The following is a 16,589-nucleotide window of genomic DNA, read 5'->3' on the forward strand; positions in this document are numbered from 1 at the left end:
TCAGGTCGTTTGGGTATATCACATTAGGACGAACAGAAAGGAAAAAGGCTCATGAAATTATCAATGAAACATTTGGCACTGGTTATTGGCGCAACCTGTATTACCTCCTTTGGCGTAATGGCTAAGGACATCAGCATTCAGAAATCAGAACTCTCTTCTTCTGTTGCTTTTAACCTTGCAGTGGAAGCGATGAATAAGTGTAAGAAAGACGGCTATGCGGTGACGGCAACCGTGGTTGATCCGACCGGAAGGGTGTTAGCGCAGGTTCGTGATAACAATGCAGGGACCCACACACTGGAGAGCTCGCGCCAGAAAGCGTTCACATCCGTCAGCATGAAACGCCCAACGGTGGATCTGATGAAAACCATCAATGACAAGCCCATTCTGCAGCCCCTGCAATACATGGACGAGAACCTGTTGTTTTTGGCAGGCGGTATTCCTCTGAAAGAGAAAGACATGATTGTTGGTGGGATTGGTGTCGGCGGTGCGCCTGGCGGCCATCTTGATGTTGCCTGCGCAGAAGCTGCCATTAAGAAACATCTGAAATAGTGCGACAAGAGCAGGGGAGACTCTGCTCTTTCCATTTCCGGTGCTTGATAAAGCCCAGCGTAGATCGAAGCTCAGCAATTTTGGTCATGTTTTATTTTCGGTTTCAGGATACTTTGGTCTAACTGGTTTGCCTTGCGAAAGGCAGACCCAGAATGACACCAAACATGGATGAAACGGTAAATAGAACCAAGATGCATCATTTAGCGGAAAAACTGGAAAGAGCGCGCGAATTCATTGAACTTAACCTTGATAGCGACATTGATTTGGATGCGCTCTCAGGCGTGGCATGCTTATCCAAGTTCCACTTCCACCGTCAGTTTTCCATCCGCTATGGCGTTAACGTTGCCACTTATGTCAGGCTGCTTCGCCTGAAAAAAGCCTCCTACCAACTGGTTTATCGGCCTGATATCTCCGTCACTGATATTGCGCTCGATTGTAGTTACGAAAACAGTGAATCTTTCTCCCGCGCGTTCAGGAAAGTCTTTGGTGTTTCCCCCTCTGCTTTTAGGCAGGATCCAGACTGGGCGTCGTGGGAAACCCATTTTGATGCCATTGTGCGGGTGAGAAATGAAGTGTATGTGAATCGGACTGACTTTGAGGTAGAGATTGTGGATTTCCCAAGCATCACGATTGCTGCCATGGAGCACCGAGATTCACCTAATCGACTCGGTGGAACGGTGGGAGAGTTTATTGAATGGCGACGTGCCAATCATTGTCCTCCATCGAAGTATCGTACCTTCAATCTGGTTTTTGATGACCCCGATGCGGTAACCGACTCTTCTTTCCGCTTTGATATTGGTTGTGAGCTCCCTGAAAAAGCGGATCTATCTGACCCGCGCATCATAGTGAAAACCATTGAAGGCGGCCGATGCGCCAAGATCCGCTTTGTGGGTAGCACGGATGCCATTGGTGTCGCTGTTCGCTACCTTTATTCCCCGTGGCTGGAACAATCGGGTGAGAAGCTTCGTGATTTTCCGGTGTTTTTCGAACGAATCAACTTGTTCCCAGAAGTACCGGAGCGGGAGATGATCACTGATATTTACCTGCCAATACTATGAATGTGGCGAGGATTGAGAAGTTTTTAGGTTACGCCCGGCTGGGTGTATCGAGCTTTATCAAAACCTATCTTGCGGCATTGCTTGTTGTCACGGTGAAAGGGGAGATGTTCGTATTGTCATTGCGGATTTGGTCTGATGAACCTCTGACGTTTTGGGGGAATGGGCTTTGGCAGGTGAACTTCATACTGGCGCTTTTCTTCACTCTTTTTTATTACGTGAATCCAAACCCTTGAACCTACTCGCGTAAGTATCTTTAATTCAACAGGTTAGTATCTGGTCGGGGCGCGCTGTTTGCTATAACGCGTTAGTATATTGGCAAACGAAATAAGCCCAAGGAACAAATGTGATGGATAGCCTGAAACTGAAAATCCCCCCTGTTATTGTTGTCGCACTGGCACTTGCATTAATGAAGGTCATTTCCCTGTTTACCCCTGCCAGCGAATGGTTGGTTTCCCTTCCTTCCGGTTTGTTTTTGTTATTTGTGGCTATTGGTGCGTTTGTTGCTGTGAGCGGTGTGGTCGAGTTTCGTCGCCATAAAACCACAGTAAACCCAATGCTGACGACGGAAGCCACAGCACTTGTTTCCGGTGGCATATACAAAATCACCCGAAACCCTATGTACCTTGGAATGCTTCTGGCGTTGGTGGGTGGTGTTTTTTATTGGGCGAATCTGTTCACTGCGTTGGGCTGTTTAGCGTTTGTGTTTTACATGAACCGTTTTCAGATTGAGCCGGAAGAAGCATACCTGACGGGTCAATTCCCGGATGCTTTTCCTGAATACATGACCAAGGTAAGACGCTGGATTTAACCGCTCAGTTTTCCAAACGTTCCGCAATCAATTCAATCCAATGTTTCACCGGCACTTGGGCTTTCGAGCCTAAGTGCAATTGGCAGCCAATGTTGGCTGTGACAATCCCTTCAGGATCACCTTCACTGAGCGCCTTCATTTTACGTTTCAATAATTGCTGACTGAGCTCTGGTTGGAACAGTGAATAGGTGCCTGCTGATCCACAACAAAGATGATCTTCCGTCGTGCGGGTTTGCTCGACACCTAATCGCCTCAATACCTCGTAATAGGTTTCCTTAGTCTTCATGCCGTGTTGGAGCGTGCAGGGGCAGTGAACGGCAACTCGCTCCTTGTTCGTTTTAAGCGGCAATTGGGTGAGATCTTCGGCGAGTAAGATGTCACTCAAATCCTTGGCTTTTCCAGCAATAACCAAAGCCCTCTCTCGATAGTAAGGGGATTCGACCAGAAGCTGCGGGTACTCCTTGATGGTGACACCACAACCTGATGCAGACATGACAATGGCTTCAGCACCATGTTCGAGATAGCGCCACCAGGCATCGATGTTTCGTTTGGCTTGCTGAACGGCCCGCTCATGCTCAGAAAGGTGAAGATTGACTGCGCCACAACAGCCTTCCTGAGCCACTTCAATCAGCTCAATCCCCAAATGACTTAACACCGCTTTGGTAGCTTTGACAGTATTGGGCGTAGCGGTTTGCTGCACGCAGCCTCTGAAGGCAATCATGGTCCGGTTGGTTTTCGTTGCGGAAGGATAGGACTTTAGCGGTTGTTCCGTTGGAATTTGCTCACGGAAGGTGTCTGGCATCAGAAACGTAAACTGGCGTGCGAGCCTGAACATTACCTTGTTCCATGAAGCATTGGGTAGGATTCGTGTGACGCCGTAACGTAGTATTCTGTCGCTAAACGAACGAGGCACATGCTTTTCAATGTGCTGCTTGCCGATATCCAACAGCTGGCTGTATTCGACGCCAGAGGGACAGGTGGTTTCACAACTTCGGCAAGTCAGGCACCTATCCAGATGCGTTCGTGTTTTCTCTGTGGCTTCGCCGTTTTCCAGCATTTGTTTGATGAGGTAAATTCGCCCGCGCGGTCCGTCCCGTTCATCGCTGAGTTCTTGGTAGGTTGGGCAGGTAGCATTGCAGAAGCCGCAGTGAACGCATCGTCGCAGGATTTCTTCGGCCTTTTTGCCATCCAGCGTGCTTAGAAACTCATCTTTCAGTGATGTCTTCATTGGCTATTGTCTCCCTGAGCTTCATCTCGCCCTAACCACGAATACATGCGGCCGGGATTAAACAGACTGTGTGGGTCAAAAGCCATTTTCAGGTTCTGGTGAATGCGTTTGGCCGTGTCCGACTGCGGATGAAAACACTCGGCATGACGATCAATGGGACGATAACAAGCGGCATGTCCACCTTGCAGAGCTGCAAGATTGGCGAGGGTGGAGAGCGATTGTTCCGAGTAGACCCATCTGACGCCACCTGCCCAGTCGATCAGTGTATCGCCCAATTGCTCATAGTGCGGTGCGGCGGGAGAGAGGGAGAGCCGATATAACGGCTGTGCACGATGAGCAAAGAATGGGTGACGGAAATTTCTGATGGAACGCCAGAACAAATCCTGATTTTCCAGCCGTTCTCCACCAAGCGTTTCTATGCTGTGATTGATAGCCAGTTGACTGCCGGAAAGCCGGATGAAGAGTTGGCCTGAGCACCAAGCGCTTGCAGACAAAGGATGCGCGGACACTGAAAGATCGCGCATTCGCCTGATAGCAGAGGGTGCATCGTATTCAAACACCAGGGTGGTGGTGCTTTCTGATTTTGGACGCACACGCAGACTGACTTCAGTGATAATGCCGAACGCACCAAACGCCCCGGCTTGCAGTCTGGAAACATCGTAACCAGCGACGTTTTTCATCACTTGTCCACCAAAGCGAAGATGTTCCCCGTAGCCATTGATGAGTTTCACCCCCAGTATTGCATCGCGCAGTGAGCCCCAAAAAGGGCGTGAAGCACCGCTGATGCCAGCAGCAACAGAACCTCCGAGCGTGGCTTTGCCGTTAAAGGCCGGTGGTTCACCCACCAAGGTCTGGTTGTTATTAGCCAGCTGTGCCTGAATCTCCGCAATGGTCGTGCCCGCACGGGCGGTAATCGCAAGCTCGCTCGGGCGATAGGAAATCACGCCTGTATGGTTTTTAAGGGAAACGGCCTGACCGACAGGCTGACGTCCGATGAAGTGTTTTGTATTTCCGCCAATCAAATTTAATGCTGTTTTATCCGCAATCGCATCGTTGACCTGTTCAATCAGGTTGGAGGTGATATCAGCCATTTGAACTCCCCTCCGTTTTGTGAGAGTGGATAAGCGTTTTGTGTTCCTGACAATGCTTTGGCTCGGGAATGCCTTTGCCGGGGTTGAGCAATCCTTCCGCGTCCCAGGCTGCTTTTACGCGATGAAACTGCGCTAATTCAGCGTCATTAAACTGGTGGTGCATCTGGTTGATTTTCTCTACGCCAACACCATGTTCCCCAGTGATACAGCCGCCGGCCTCGACACAAATTCTGAGTATCTCTGCGCCGAATTCTTCGGTCTTTTCAAGTTCCCCCTGCACATTGGCATCAAACAGAATCAAAGGGTGGAGGTTACCGTCCCCAGCATGAAAGACATTGGCGACGCGTAGGCCATAGAATCGTGAAAGCTGGTGGATTTGATTGAGCACGCTGGCAAGTTCACTGCGCGGAATAGTGCCATCCATACAGTAATAATCCGGTGAAATTCGTCCTACCGCGGGGAATGCAGACTTGCGGCCTTTCCACATTCTCGCCCGTTCATCTTCGCTTTCGGAGATCTTCAGCGTGGTCGCGCCAGCCTGCTGCAATATTTGCTGAGTTTGTGAAAGCTGGTGATTCACATCTTCTTCGCTGCCATCCAGCTCGCAAAGAAGTAGGGCATCGGCCTCTTTGGGATAACCCGCTTTGGCAAAGTCTTCCGCGGCGGAAATGGCGTAAGCATCCATCATTTCTAAACCTGCGGGAATGATGCCGTTGGCGATGATATCGTTCACTGCATTTGCAGCGTTCTCCACCGAATCAAAACCAGCAAGGATAACGCGGGCCACGTCGGGCAGAGGAAGCAAGCGCACGGTGATTTCAGTGACGATGCCTAACATGCCTTCCGAGCCCGTCATTAAAGCCAGTAAGTCGAAACACGGTAGGTCAAACGCAGCTCCGCCCAAAACCAGTTTCTCGCCTTCGGCGGTGACGACCACAGCAGAAACCACATTGTGGACGGTTAAGCCATATTTCAGGCAATGCACACCGCCTGCGTTTTCGGCGACATTACCGCCAATCGAACAGGCAATTTGGGATGAGGGGTCAGGCGCATAATACAAACCTTCACGGCTGGCTTGTTCTGATATAGCCAGGTTACGAACGCCGGGTTGAACCACGGCCAGTGAGGTGGTTTTATCGATATCCAGTATTTGATTGAGTCTGGCGAGGGAAAGCAGGAGGCCATCACTTAACGGTAAGGCGCCAGCAGAAAGACCGGTTCCTGCACCTCGGGCGACGACGTTGATCTTGTATTTGTAGCAGAGCGACATGATCGCCATGACTTCTTCTGTCGAAGCGGGAAGCACGACACACACTGGCATTTCGGTATAGACAGAGAGGCCATCACATTCATAGGGACGCATGGTTTCTTCGTCGGTAATGACAAATTTGCTTCCGACAATGCCGTCTAGTGCTGTGATGACTTCCCTTTTCATGTTTCCTTCCCTGAAAACAATCCACGCTATTTAACAATAGGTGAGTACTTGTCTCTGCTTCCTATCCATTGAGCCTAGTGTGAGGGCTGCCGTCCAGTTTGAACGAAGAATGAGAGCGCAATTCACTTTTGCCAAGAAAGATCGGTGCTGCTTACTTCCGGAGGTAGGGGGATGGATTGGTTTTCGCACCAATGACTTTTCAGGTGATTAGTAAATGCTTTTACCAGACCGTTGTTGATTTGAGAGCGGTGATAAACCAACCATAAATCCCAAGTGGGGAGTGTTTCTTCAACGTGAATGGCTTCAAGGTACGGATCATTTTCCACCACGAAATCTGGCAACAATCCAATGCCTGTCCCGGTGCGAATCAATTCCGCCGCGCTCATATAGCTGTCGACTTTGATTTGGCTTTGGCTTTCTGATTTTTGTTCCCCTAGCCAACGTTCAGCAGGAAGGTGGGAAAACGCGTCGTTAAGGCAAATCCAGTTCGCATGGGAAGGAGAGTTCACTCCCGCGCATTTCGCCAGTTGGAACTGAAAGTGACTGAGCTTTACGCCAACCAGCGACTCATCGGGAGAGGTGGTGGCACGAATGGCGAGATCTGTGCTGGCAAGCCGTAAATCTGCATTCATCGCGCTGACTTTAATATCGAATTGAATGCCGGGATTGGAGACGGAAAGATCTCCTACGATACGCGACAGGCTCTGCAAGGCGATATCGCAGCAACTGAGTGACAGGACGCCAGCGAGGTCATCTTTCTTCTGTTTAATCCAGAACATGATGTCGTTGGCGCGTTCATCCATTTCCCTGACAAAGCCACCCAACTGCTCTCCATCTTTGGTAAATGCGATGCCATTAGATCGTCTTCGGATTAACGGGACGCCGACAATATCTTCGAGACGCGAAATTCTGCGGCACACTGTGGAATGACTGATGCTCAATCGTCTTGATGCGCCGGATAACGATCCTTCGCACACGACAGCGTTATAGATTTTCAGGTCATTCCATAATGGGTCTGCATTCTTGCAATTCTGCATTGCACTAACCTCCATGTTCGAAGGCATATTTTCGACTTACAGTGATGAAACCTCAATCATCCATTGGAAGGAGCTTTGGATATGAAACTCTATGATCTTGAACTTTCCGGCAACTGCTACAAAGTACGTTTGTTTTGCGCTTTAAATGATATTCCATTGTCTATCTATGCCGTTGATTACATGGCAGGTGAGCACAAAACGGATGCATTTTTAAAGATAAACCCTCTAGGGCAAATACCGGTGCTGAACGACGATGGTTTTATCGTCCGTGATTCTCAGGCAATTCTTATTTATCTCGCGCAAAAATATCAGCTTTTATCCTGGTGGCCTCAGAATGCCAAAAGTCAGGGAGAGGTGATGCAGTGGTTGTCTTATGCTGCCAATGAAATCGCAAGGGGGCCAAATGATGCCAGATTGCATGATCTCTTTGGCGTTGAGTTGGATGTGGACAGCGCGAGAATCAAGGCGCTTCAGTGTGCTGAGATATTAGATGACCACCTGTCAGAGAACGATTGGCTGGTGGGCGACTCTCCGACTATTGCAGACATCGCATGTTTTCCTTACATAGCCTTGATGCATCAAGGGGGCGTGAGTGGAGAGCAATTTGAGCATGTAAACCGGTGGATGGATGCGATAAAAGGGCTCGATGGCTTTATCACCATGCCGGGCATTGAATTATGACAGTTGAGGTGAAAATCAGGGCTTTTGAACATGTAGGCATTCGGGTCTGTAATGCTCAAAAAGCGATGTCTTTTTACAAAATGCTTGGGTTTACCCAAGTGTTGATGTTGCCTGAGCACAACGCTTGTGAGATGGAAAACAGCGAAGGTCAGCGTATTAATCTGATATTCAGTGGCGATGAACCTTTGTTGCACGGGCACAATGTTCTTCAGGATGCGGACACGAAGTTTCCAGGCATTACCCATATTGCTTACGTGATCGACTCAATGTCTGCGTTTCTCTCTTTTTGTAAGCGAAGGGGTATCAAGGTGACGGAAGGGCCGATACGCATCGGGGAAAGACGTGTAGCTTGTTTTATCCGCGACCCTGATGGCACTGTGCTTGAGTTTAATGAATTGGAAAAATGAAGGGTGACAGGCGATTGATAACATTGATATGTTACATCGTCTGGACACTTTTCAGGACCCATCATGCTTACCACGCTTTCCATTGCCAACTACCGCTCCATCCAGTCTCTCACTATCCCCCTCGGGCCGTTAAATCTGATCACCGGGCCGAACGGCAGTGGCAAATCGAACTTGTACAAGGCGCTTCGGTTGCTGGCGAAAACTGCATCCGGCGGAGTGGTCAACTCGCTTGCGGAAGAAGGGGGATTGCAATCGACCTTCTGGGCGGGTCCCGAAGAAATCTCTGAGGCGATGCGTCGTGGGGATGTGGAGGTGGAGCCAGTGGTACGCAAAGATGTAATAAGGCTAAAACTTGGGTTCTCGAGCGAGACCTTTGGCTACACGATTTCGCTTGGATTACCTGAACCCCAGCAAAGTGCATTTTGTTTCGATCCCGAAATCAAGCGTGAATGCATTTTCAATGGCCCGTACTATCGTCCAGCCAGCTCTCTGGTAGAGCGAAAAGGTAACATGGTTAGAATTCGCAATGGACGTAGCTGGGAAGTGGCCTCCCAGCATATACCTAGTTATGACAGCATGTTTGATGCTCATGCTGATCCAAGCTCTGCTGCCGAAGTTTTTCATACCCGCGAAATGATTCGGAGCTGGCGCTTTTATGATCATTTCCGGACTGACGCCGATGCACCTGCCAGAAAGCCTCAGCTAGGGACCAGAACGCCGGTACTTCATCACGATGGAAGGGATGTGGCGGCTGCCTTGCGGACCATCATGGAAATTGGAGACAAAGAAGCATTAGACAAAGCCATTGAAGATGCCTTTCCGGGTTGCAGTCTCAAGATAGTTGCTGGGCGTGATGGCCGCTTCGCGATGGAGTTCTACCAGAAAGGCTTGCTTCGTCCATTGAGCAGTGCAGAGCTTTCTGACGGAACGTTGCGGTTTCTGCTTTGGGTCGCTGCATTGCTGACGCCAAGGCCTCCAGCGCTGATGGTGTTGAACGAACCAGAAACCAGTCTGCATCCTGATCTTTTGCCTGCGCTTGCTAGACTGATCACCCACGCCTCACAGCATTCGCAGGTTTGGGTGATTTCCCATGCGAACCGCTTGATAAACGCCTTGAATCAGCATCCAGATTGTCATGCTATAGAGCTGGAAAAAGTCTTGGGTCAAACCGAAGTGCAAGGTCAGGGATTGTTAGACACACCAAACTGGTACTGGCCAGATTGATGAAGGTGAATTGAAGGTGTTGCGCATCCGATTTCGTATGATATTTGCTATAAAAGCGTGATGAATCGCAAAAATATTTAGAGAAAATATTCCTTATATTTCATATAGAACTGCTGGCTGTCTAAGTTTTTGTCCAAAAAGGTATGCAATGCTGTATGTCTTGTTAAAAGTTTGCGTCTATAATTAACAAGCTTTGCTGCTGTTGGCTTGGCGGAGTGCAAACCGTGCGGGAGAGTCGCGGGTTGCTAAAGCCGTACTATTAGAAAAGGAATGTGATAATGCGGATTCCGTTCATCATTAAGATCATGTTTCCAATTTTGCTGCTGATGGGCTTAATGGCTAGCCCTGTTCTTTCTGCGTTTTAGCTTTTGCGGATACGATTCAACCATTGAAGAAAAAACAGCCACCGGGAGGTGGCTGTTTTTTTATGCCTGCTGTTCACCTTATGCCTCAGTGGGTTCCAGAGAGTTGGGTTTGTCTAAAGGGCGAAACGCAACTGCAATCCTGAATGCTGCTGGCACGAAGTAGAATGACAGCAGGGTTGTCAGCAATGTGCCGCCAGCAATGGCGATAGCGAAAGGTGGCCAGAAGCCACCGCCAGCCAGGATTAACGGCAGGAAACCGCCAATTGTTGTGATGGTCGTGGAGGTGATGTGTCGCCCACAACTGCTTACAGCTTCAACAATGGCTTCTCGGTTCCCCGATTTGGCCTCTGGGCAGGATTTTAGCTCTGCCAGAATCACTATCGAGGCGTTGATCGCCAGACCAACCAAGCCAAGTAATCCAATGATCACCGTAAAGCCAAATGGGTAGCCAAACACCCAAACCGACAATAGACCCAAACCTGCAGCCTGAACGCCGACCAAGAAAATAATCCCGCTCAGACGGAATGAATTGAACGAGACCACGACAACCGCAATTAAGAGGGTGATAACGATGGTGAGGTTGGCCAAAAGCTGATTGACGGAATCGTTACGCTCAGCAGATTCGCCACCAAATTCGAGGCGATAACCCGGCGGTAAACGCAGGTCAGCGTTTTCCAGTTTCTCAGTAAAAGCGTTCAATGCAGTTTGTGGCAGCACGCCGGCAGTGATGTAACCTTCAATCACATTGACACGTTCACCATTGCGGTGGGGAATGGCACCACGGCTAGGCTCGATCGCCAAATCTGCAATGGCGGTGATAGGCAAGTCAGCCTGACCTTCACTGCCAGCCAAAGGCAATCTCAGTTTGTTCAATTCGTTGATGCTGGTACGTGAGTCATCAGCGACGCGCACCCGGACAGGAATGGACTCAGTTTCTTCGACGACGCTTCCCTGAACAATGCCTGACATGGAGGCATTGAGCAGCATGGCGATATCACTGAGTGACATGCCTGTAAGTTGACTGGCTTCTTCATTCACCTTGACGGCAATCTTAGGTGTGCCAGGTTGCAGGGTTTCGCGGGTGTTAATGACATCAGGTGTGGATGCCATCAGCAGACGAATGTTCTCACTGATATCCCGAAGACGGTCAAGGTTCGGGCCATACACTCGCACTTCCAGTGGCGCATTGAAAGGAGGGCCTTGCTCCAGCTTTCTCACCAGAATTTGCGCGTGGGGAAATTGCTCGGAAAGTTGCCCCTGAAGTAATGGGATCATGTCATTCGCGGCACGGAAGTCTTCGGCTTTCACCATGGCTTGCGCGAAATTAGGCGCGCCACGTTGGCGTCCCATCATGTTGTAGTAAAACGATGGGAAGTTCTCACCGACCACCCAGCCCACTTGCTCAACGCCCTCGGTTTCTTCTAGCAGCGCTTCAATCTGTCGGGTGGTTTCCAATGTCGCATTAATACTCGCTTGAGGAGACAGGAACACCTGAATCTCAAACATATCTCTGTCTGATGGTGGGAAGAATTGTTCGGTGAGCTGGCCAGCAGCCCAAAAGCCGGAAAATGGCACCATAAACACAATTGGGATCGCAAGCCACGGGAACCTAACCGCGGCTCGGACTGACGTGCGGAAAGCCTCACTTAACCAAGGAATGCTCAAGCCTGATTGATACCAATGGTTGTGGCTTTCGCCAGAAGGCAACCAGCGCGCCGCAAAGCCCGACACCAGAAAATGCGAAACGATGTAGGAGCCAATCAGCGAGAAGCTGACGGTAATGGCAATCGCGCCGACGAATTCACCTGCAGGCCCCGGCATGAGGAAGATGGGCGCAAAGGCGAGGATCGTCGTCAATGTCGAACCCAGCAGCGGTAACCAAAGGTGTTTGATGGCGTTCACTGCCGCTTCCAGTCGCTTCACGCCTTGTTGGCGGTAATGCTGGATGGTATCGACCATGACAATGGCGTTATCGACCATGATGCCGAGTGACACGATAAGACCCGTGACGGACATCTGGTTAATAGGCAAGCCCGTAAAGCTCATTAATGCAAGCGTAAAAGCAGAGGCGATGGGTAGAGACAGGGCGACCAAAATCGCAGATCGAAAGCCCAAAGTGATAAACAGCACAATCAATACCAGCCCGAAACCGAGCAGTAAGCTATCGACCAACTCTGACAGTCGGGTTTCGGTGTATTTGGCCTGCTTGAAAATAGGTTTGATGCTGATGTTTGAGGGAAGATCTGCTCGGAATCCGTCGATAAGTGCATCGGCAGACGCCGTCCAGTTGTCAACCCGAATCGTTCCTTGCATCCGTGCAGAAACCAATACCGCGGGTTTGCCATCAATCAGTGCAATTTGTTTGAGTGGCAAAGCCTGCGCCCGCACAACGGAAGCGACATCTTCCAACCGGACAAGAAAGCCATTCTCATCAATCGCGACAGGAACACGCTTTACCCGATCAACTGAGTCGAGTTCGCCTGCGACTTCCAGTTGGAAGCGGTTACGTTCATTGTGAAGTTCACCTGCCGCGTTTTTAGCATCGGCTGCTGAAATGGCGTTCGAGATGGAAAGGGCAGATTGCCCAAGCACACTGGCAGACGCCACATCGAGCGTGACGAGAATCTCTTCGTCCGGCGCGCCGTGGGTTTCTACAAATTCAGTGCCAGCAAGGTTTCGCCAACGTTTGGCAAGCTCTTTGGCATAACGGCCGAGGATCAGTGGGTCAACATCGCTGTCGTCATCCCACTGCAGGGCAGTGATGTAGGTAAAAGCATTCGAATGATCATTGTCGAAGGCGGGTTCTAAAGCGCCGGAAGGCAGGTTAGGCGACGCATCTCCAATTTTGTCACGTACCTTTGACCAAACCGGTTCAGTTTCGGTGAGTTCGTCATGAAGTTCTATGGTGATGACAGAAATACCAGGGCGCGACTGGGATTCAATCAACTTAATTTCATCGAGTGCACGTAGCTCGTTTTCAAGCTCCTCTGTGACCAAGGCTTCTACACGCTCTGCACTAGCGCCAGGATAAGCCGTCGTAATCGTTGCCCAGCGATTGATGAGTGCAGGGTCTTCTGCGCGGGGAAGGGTAGAGAGCGCTGAAAGCCCTGAAACCAACAACAGGACAGTAAACAGGACCAATAATCGGGTGTTTTTGAGTAACTTTTCCATGGAAGTTACTCCGCCGCTACGTTTACGGATTGACCGGAAACCACGCGGTGAACGCCATCCACTAATACTTTGTCACCGTCGCCAATCGCACCGGAGACATAGGCCTTCTTCTCATCAGCATGGAGAACTTGCACTGAACGGCGCGATACAAACTGACTGCCCGAATCGCCCGGTACCACGGCATAGACATTCCAAGTTCCACGCAGTCCATCAGTCAGTCCTGTCAATGGCATCCAGAAACCTTCTTGCGGTGTTTCAAAGGAAAACTGCAAATAAGCGAGTTGGCCGTCGAGGGCATTTGAGCCTTCAGGAAGCAGGTAACGAAGCGTCACGGTGCGCGAGCGCATATCCAGTGCAGCGCCAGGATTCAGTAACGTCGCTGGATAAACATCTGAAGCGACACGGACCTTGGCGGATGAATTGGCAGTCAGTGCTTCGAGATATTTTATAGGCACGCCAATACGCGCTTCTTTTAGATCATCTGCCAATAGGGTGAGGGTCGGCGCACCAACATTGACAACGTCCCCTTGGGAGACATAGCGCTGGCTTATCTTGCCGTTGTAAGGGGCGTAGATGGTGGATTTTTCCTGACGAAGTTTATTCGAGGAAAGTGACGCATTGAGTTGTCGAACATTAGCCAACAGGGCGTCACGTTGGCTGATCAGTGAATCGATTTCTGCATCCGCACTGAAGCCTTTCTTTTTCAACTGGCGTTGGCGTTTTAGGTTGGTGCGGGTGAGGTCCAGTTGGGCGTCGAGTTGTTCCAATTGCGCGCCCAACTGCTGGGCTTCGGTTTCGAGTAACTGGGTATCCAGTCTGATCAGGGGCTGGCCTTTAACAACGGTATCGCCCTCGTCGACTAATAAGCTGTTCACCTTGCCGCCGAGCTCAAAACCTAGATTGGCACTTTGACCCGCCTGAACAGTACCGACATATTCGCGGTTAACGGAATAACCCGGTGCAAGTTCTACGGTCAGTACATTAACGGTCGGTAAGTTATGCTCAGGCTGTGCCGCGGCTTCTTCTGTCTGCGAATTACAGGCAGTGAGGAGAGTGATAGTGGCCGCGATAGCGACAGATGGAATGCACTTTTGCATGGAAAATTTCTCGTCGTCCGTTACGATTATTTAGTGGACTAGACTGTCCAGTCCAATTAGATTAAAAATAAAGCAATCAAACTAGACTGTCCAGTTTGATTAGGCTAATAAATGCACAGCAACTCAACCAGGGAAGACTATGACAACGCATATCTCGCAGCGAAAAGAGCAAAAGCGCCAACAAATCCTTTCGGCAGCTGTTGAGCTCTTTTCCAAGCAAGGCTATGGGATCTCTATGGATGCAATTGCAGTGCATGCAAATGTCAGTAAACAAACGGTTTACGCGCACTTCAGTAGTAAAGATCAGTTGTTCGAAACCTGCATCATTGAAAAATGCATCTCGGCGGGGTTGGAGCTGGATCTGGAACACGAATCACGTGCCGCACACGTCGTGCTCCGTGAGTTTGGCTGGCTGTTCCAAAACATGCTGCTGGGGGAAGAGGCGCGTAATACGTTTCAGAATACGATTCGTCAGTCTGGTACCCATCCTGAAATCGCCCGCATCTTTCTAGAACAGGGTCCTATCCGCAACATCAACCGAATCAGTGATTACCTTTCCCTGTTGGTAAAAAGGGGGGAGCTGCCCCTGTGCAACAACACTGAATCTGCGGCTATGCAGCTCTTGCTGATGTTGCATGGTCGTGCGGTGTATTGGGCGTTACTGGGGTTTGACTCAGAAGAAGACGCAGAAACACGACGCACTTACGTGCATTCCTGCGTGGATCTGTTCTTACGAGGATACGGCTATCCAACTGAGAGGCTTTAATCGCTAACCAGCAGGGTTTTGTATTCATCAAACGCGAACTGATCGGTCATGCCACTGATGTAATCCTGCAGTAATCGGCATCTCAAGTAGAACTCCCAAAGCGTCGGATGACTCACTGGTGCTTCTTCCTTCAGGGCAATTTCATATGCCGCTACATGTTTTCTGGAAAGTTTGTTGAATAACCTTCTTTCCACGGGCAATTTTCGTCCCTCACCGCGAACGATTTTCTGGAAGGTATCTTGGTCTAAATCCAGCAGGGGTCGATATTCTTCCAATAACCCACCAATGATTTTGTAACCTTGAAGTTCCAGATTTTCGACTTCGGGATCGTTGAATACGTGATTAATTGCCACCTGTTTGAAAGTCTTCGCCAATGCGTGGAATTGGCTGTTGTCTTCGATTAACGCACGGTTCAGATCGCCATTGAATACCGCTTCAAGGTTCTGCGTGAACTGTTCTGACGCGTGATTGACCAATGGATGAACCATTTCCACACGAAGTTTGATAAAGAATTTGTGGGTTGGGCTGATCTCGTCGTTTTGCGCATCACGATAAACGTTGTCGAGCAGGGCGTCGAAACAGTGCCTGCCTTTTATCGGGCGGTTATCCGGCTCAAGCTCGGCAAACGTGCGTTTGAGATGTTCAGTCAGGGTTTCCAGAGAAAGAATGCGTTTCTCGACCGCGTCTTCCAAGTCAGCCAGACAGTAAGAAATGTCGTCTGCCGCTTCCATGATGTAGCTGAGAGGATGACGGCAGTATTTGCTGATTTCCAACTCGTCCATCAAAGCATTCACGTAGCGGTTTTCAGTGATGTAGTAACCGACTTTCTTGGTGAGATAGCTTTTATCTACCGGCACTTCCTCGGCGCGCTCAGTCGCTGGACGGGTGTATTTCAGCACTGCCGCTGCCTGACTGTAGGTAAGATTGAAGCGATGCAGTGATTGCACCAGACGGATTGCCTGCGCGTTGCCATCGAAATGACAAAGCTCATGGAGAATGGGGTCTGTTGTTGACGTTGGAAGTTCCTCAAGAAGCCGACGCATGGGCGCGAGATCGTTGAGGTGTTTGCTAAACCAACGGTTAATCGCGTCTTCACCGCAATGCCCGAATGGCGGGTTGCCCATGTCATGCATCAGGCAGGCTATTTCCACCAAAGATTCAATCGGACGCTCAAGCTCCGCCAATCCATAGGCTTTGATTTCATTGTCTGAGAGGCGATCAAAAATAGAGTGGACGATAAATCGGCCAACTTGCTGCACTTCCATGGAATGAGTGAGTCGGCTTCGTACCGCAGAGTTTCGTTCCAGTGGGAAGACTTGCGTTTTTTGCTGTAAACGGCGAATGGGGGCGGAATTGATAATGCGCCCACGGTCACTTTCAAGGGCCCGTTGAAGATGGGTGCCATAAGGTCTGGGACGGGCGAGGCTGATTTTCTTCCTGAAATCGATGTGAGACATGGGTACCCTACCGGAAGCAACGTATTTTCATAACCTTAGCGCTGTAAGGCAGGATTGTCGATAAGCTTGATAGGGAAGAAAAAAGAGAAATGCCGACAGGCAGTGATACGGCATTTCTCGGGTATAACTGTACTTAACAAACGGACGCGAGAAGCGCGACTCCAAAGGAAAAGCCGAACATAAACACTGAAAAACCTGCTTTATACTGGTTCTTA

The 16,589-nt window shown here is 49.9% G+C and carries 15 protein-coding genes; 8 read left to right on the plus strand and 7 right to left on the minus strand.

What is annotated here, in order from left to right; translation table 11 throughout:
• The first annotated feature begins 51 nt into the window (after nucleotides 1-51).
• The 4 genes from RN22_RS11730 to RN22_RS11745 all read left to right on the plus strand — a co-directional run bounded on the left by RN22_RS11730 (nucleotide 52) and on the right by RN22_RS11745 (nucleotide 2,415).
• The gene (locus RN22_RS11730; protein WP_046304419.1) at nucleotides 52-549 is read left to right on the plus strand and encodes a heme-binding protein; all 498 of its coding nucleotides are present in this window, start codon (nucleotides 52-54) and stop codon (nucleotides 547-549) included.
• Between the two features lie 152 nt (nucleotides 550-701).
• Entirely contained in the window at nucleotides 702-1,607 is a 906-nt protein-coding gene (locus RN22_RS11735; protein ID WP_052737529.1) for a GyrI-like domain-containing protein, read from the plus strand.
• Nucleotides 1,604-1,840, plus strand: a complete 237-nt coding sequence (locus RN22_RS11740) for a hypothetical protein (protein ID WP_046304420.1) — start codon at nucleotides 1,604-1,606, stop codon at nucleotides 1,838-1,840. The genes RN22_RS11735 and RN22_RS11740 overlap by 4 nt, the downstream gene beginning before the upstream one ends.
• 113 nt (nucleotides 1,841-1,953) lie before the next feature.
• Nucleotides 1,954-2,415 (plus strand): isoprenylcysteine carboxylmethyltransferase family protein, encoded by a 462-nt coding sequence (locus RN22_RS11745; protein WP_046304421.1) that lies wholly within the window; start codon nucleotides 1,954-1,956, stop codon nucleotides 2,413-2,415.
• A 4-nt stretch (nucleotides 2,416-2,419) separates the two neighbouring features.
• Here RN22_RS11745 and glcF read toward each other — a convergent pair whose 3' ends face one another.
• From glcF to RN22_RS11765, 4 genes are all read right to left on the minus strand, one after another.
• On the minus strand, nucleotides 2,420-3,643 hold the full coding sequence (gene glcF / locus RN22_RS11750) for a glycolate oxidase subunit GlcF (protein WP_046304422.1): 1,224 nt from the start codon (nucleotides 3,641-3,643) through the stop codon (nucleotides 2,420-2,422).
• On the minus strand, nucleotides 3,640-4,734 hold the full coding sequence (gene glcE / locus RN22_RS11755; RefSeq protein WP_046304423.1) for a glycolate oxidase subunit GlcE: 1,095 nt from the start codon (nucleotides 4,732-4,734) through the stop codon (nucleotides 3,640-3,642). The genes glcF and glcE overlap by 4 nt, the downstream gene beginning before the upstream one ends.
• Complete coding sequence (locus RN22_RS11760; protein ID WP_046304424.1) at nucleotides 4,727-6,169, minus strand: FAD-linked oxidase C-terminal domain-containing protein; 1,443 nt, start codon at nucleotides 6,167-6,169, stop codon at nucleotides 4,727-4,729. Before RN22_RS11760 ends, glcE begins: the two co-directional genes overlap by 8 nt.
• Nucleotides 6,170-6,291: 122 nt before the next feature.
• Nucleotides 6,292-7,206 carry a LysR family transcriptional regulator gene (locus tag RN22_RS11765; protein ID WP_231590888.1) on the minus strand — a complete coding sequence of 305 codons (915 nt, stop codon included), beginning with the start codon at nucleotides 7,204-7,206 and terminating at the stop codon, nucleotides 6,292-6,294.
• A gap of 81 nt (nucleotides 7,207-7,287) precedes the next feature.
• Between RN22_RS11765 and RN22_RS11770 the strand changes: the two genes are divergently transcribed.
• The 3 genes from RN22_RS11770 (at nucleotide 7,288) to RN22_RS11780 (ending at nucleotide 9,518) form a co-directional block, all read left to right on the plus strand.
• Nucleotides 7,288-7,887, plus strand: coding sequence for a glutathione S-transferase family protein (locus RN22_RS11770; RefSeq protein ID WP_046304425.1), 600 nt, complete (start codon nucleotides 7,288-7,290; stop codon nucleotides 7,885-7,887).
• On the plus strand, nucleotides 7,884-8,294 hold the full coding sequence (locus RN22_RS11775) for a VOC family protein (RefSeq protein WP_046304426.1): 411 nt from the start codon (nucleotides 7,884-7,886) through the stop codon (nucleotides 8,292-8,294). The genes RN22_RS11770 and RN22_RS11775 overlap by 4 nt, the downstream gene beginning before the upstream one ends.
• A 63-nt stretch (nucleotides 8,295-8,357) precedes the next feature.
• A complete protein-coding gene (locus tag RN22_RS11780) occupies nucleotides 8,358-9,518 on the plus strand; it encodes an AAA family ATPase (RefSeq protein ID WP_046304427.1) in 1,161 nt (386 codons plus the stop codon).
• A 443-nt stretch (nucleotides 9,519-9,961) separates the two neighbouring features.
• Here the strand turns inward: RN22_RS11780 and RN22_RS11785 are convergent, their stop codons facing one another.
• Together RN22_RS11785 and RN22_RS11790 are read right to left on the minus strand one after the other, a co-directional pair.
• On the minus strand, nucleotides 9,962-13,054 hold the full coding sequence (locus tag RN22_RS11785) for an efflux RND transporter permease subunit (protein WP_046304428.1): 3,093 nt from the start codon (nucleotides 13,052-13,054) through the stop codon (nucleotides 9,962-9,964).
• A gap of 5 nt (nucleotides 13,055-13,059) precedes the next feature.
• Entirely contained in the window at nucleotides 13,060-14,151 is a 1,092-nt protein-coding gene (locus tag RN22_RS11790; RefSeq protein WP_046304429.1) for an efflux RND transporter periplasmic adaptor subunit, read from the minus strand.
• Between the two features lie 139 nt (nucleotides 14,152-14,290).
• Here RN22_RS11790 and RN22_RS11795 point away from each other — a divergent pair, with 139 nt between their 5' ends.
• Nucleotides 14,291-14,917, plus strand: coding sequence for a TetR/AcrR family transcriptional regulator (locus RN22_RS11795; protein WP_046304430.1), 627 nt, complete (start codon nucleotides 14,291-14,293; stop codon nucleotides 14,915-14,917).
• Here the strand turns inward: RN22_RS11795 and dgt are convergent.
• Complete coding sequence (dgt, locus tag RN22_RS11800) at nucleotides 14,914-16,374, minus strand: dGTPase (protein WP_046304431.1); 1,461 nt, start codon at nucleotides 16,372-16,374, stop codon at nucleotides 14,914-14,916. The two genes, RN22_RS11795 and dgt, sit on opposite strands and share 4 nt — an antisense overlap.
• Nucleotides 16,375-16,589 lie beyond the last annotated feature (215 nt).

The organism is Grimontia sp. AD028, assembly GCF_000973155.1.
Lineage (GTDB): Bacteria > Pseudomonadota > Gammaproteobacteria > Enterobacterales > Vibrionaceae > Enterovibrio > Enterovibrio indicus.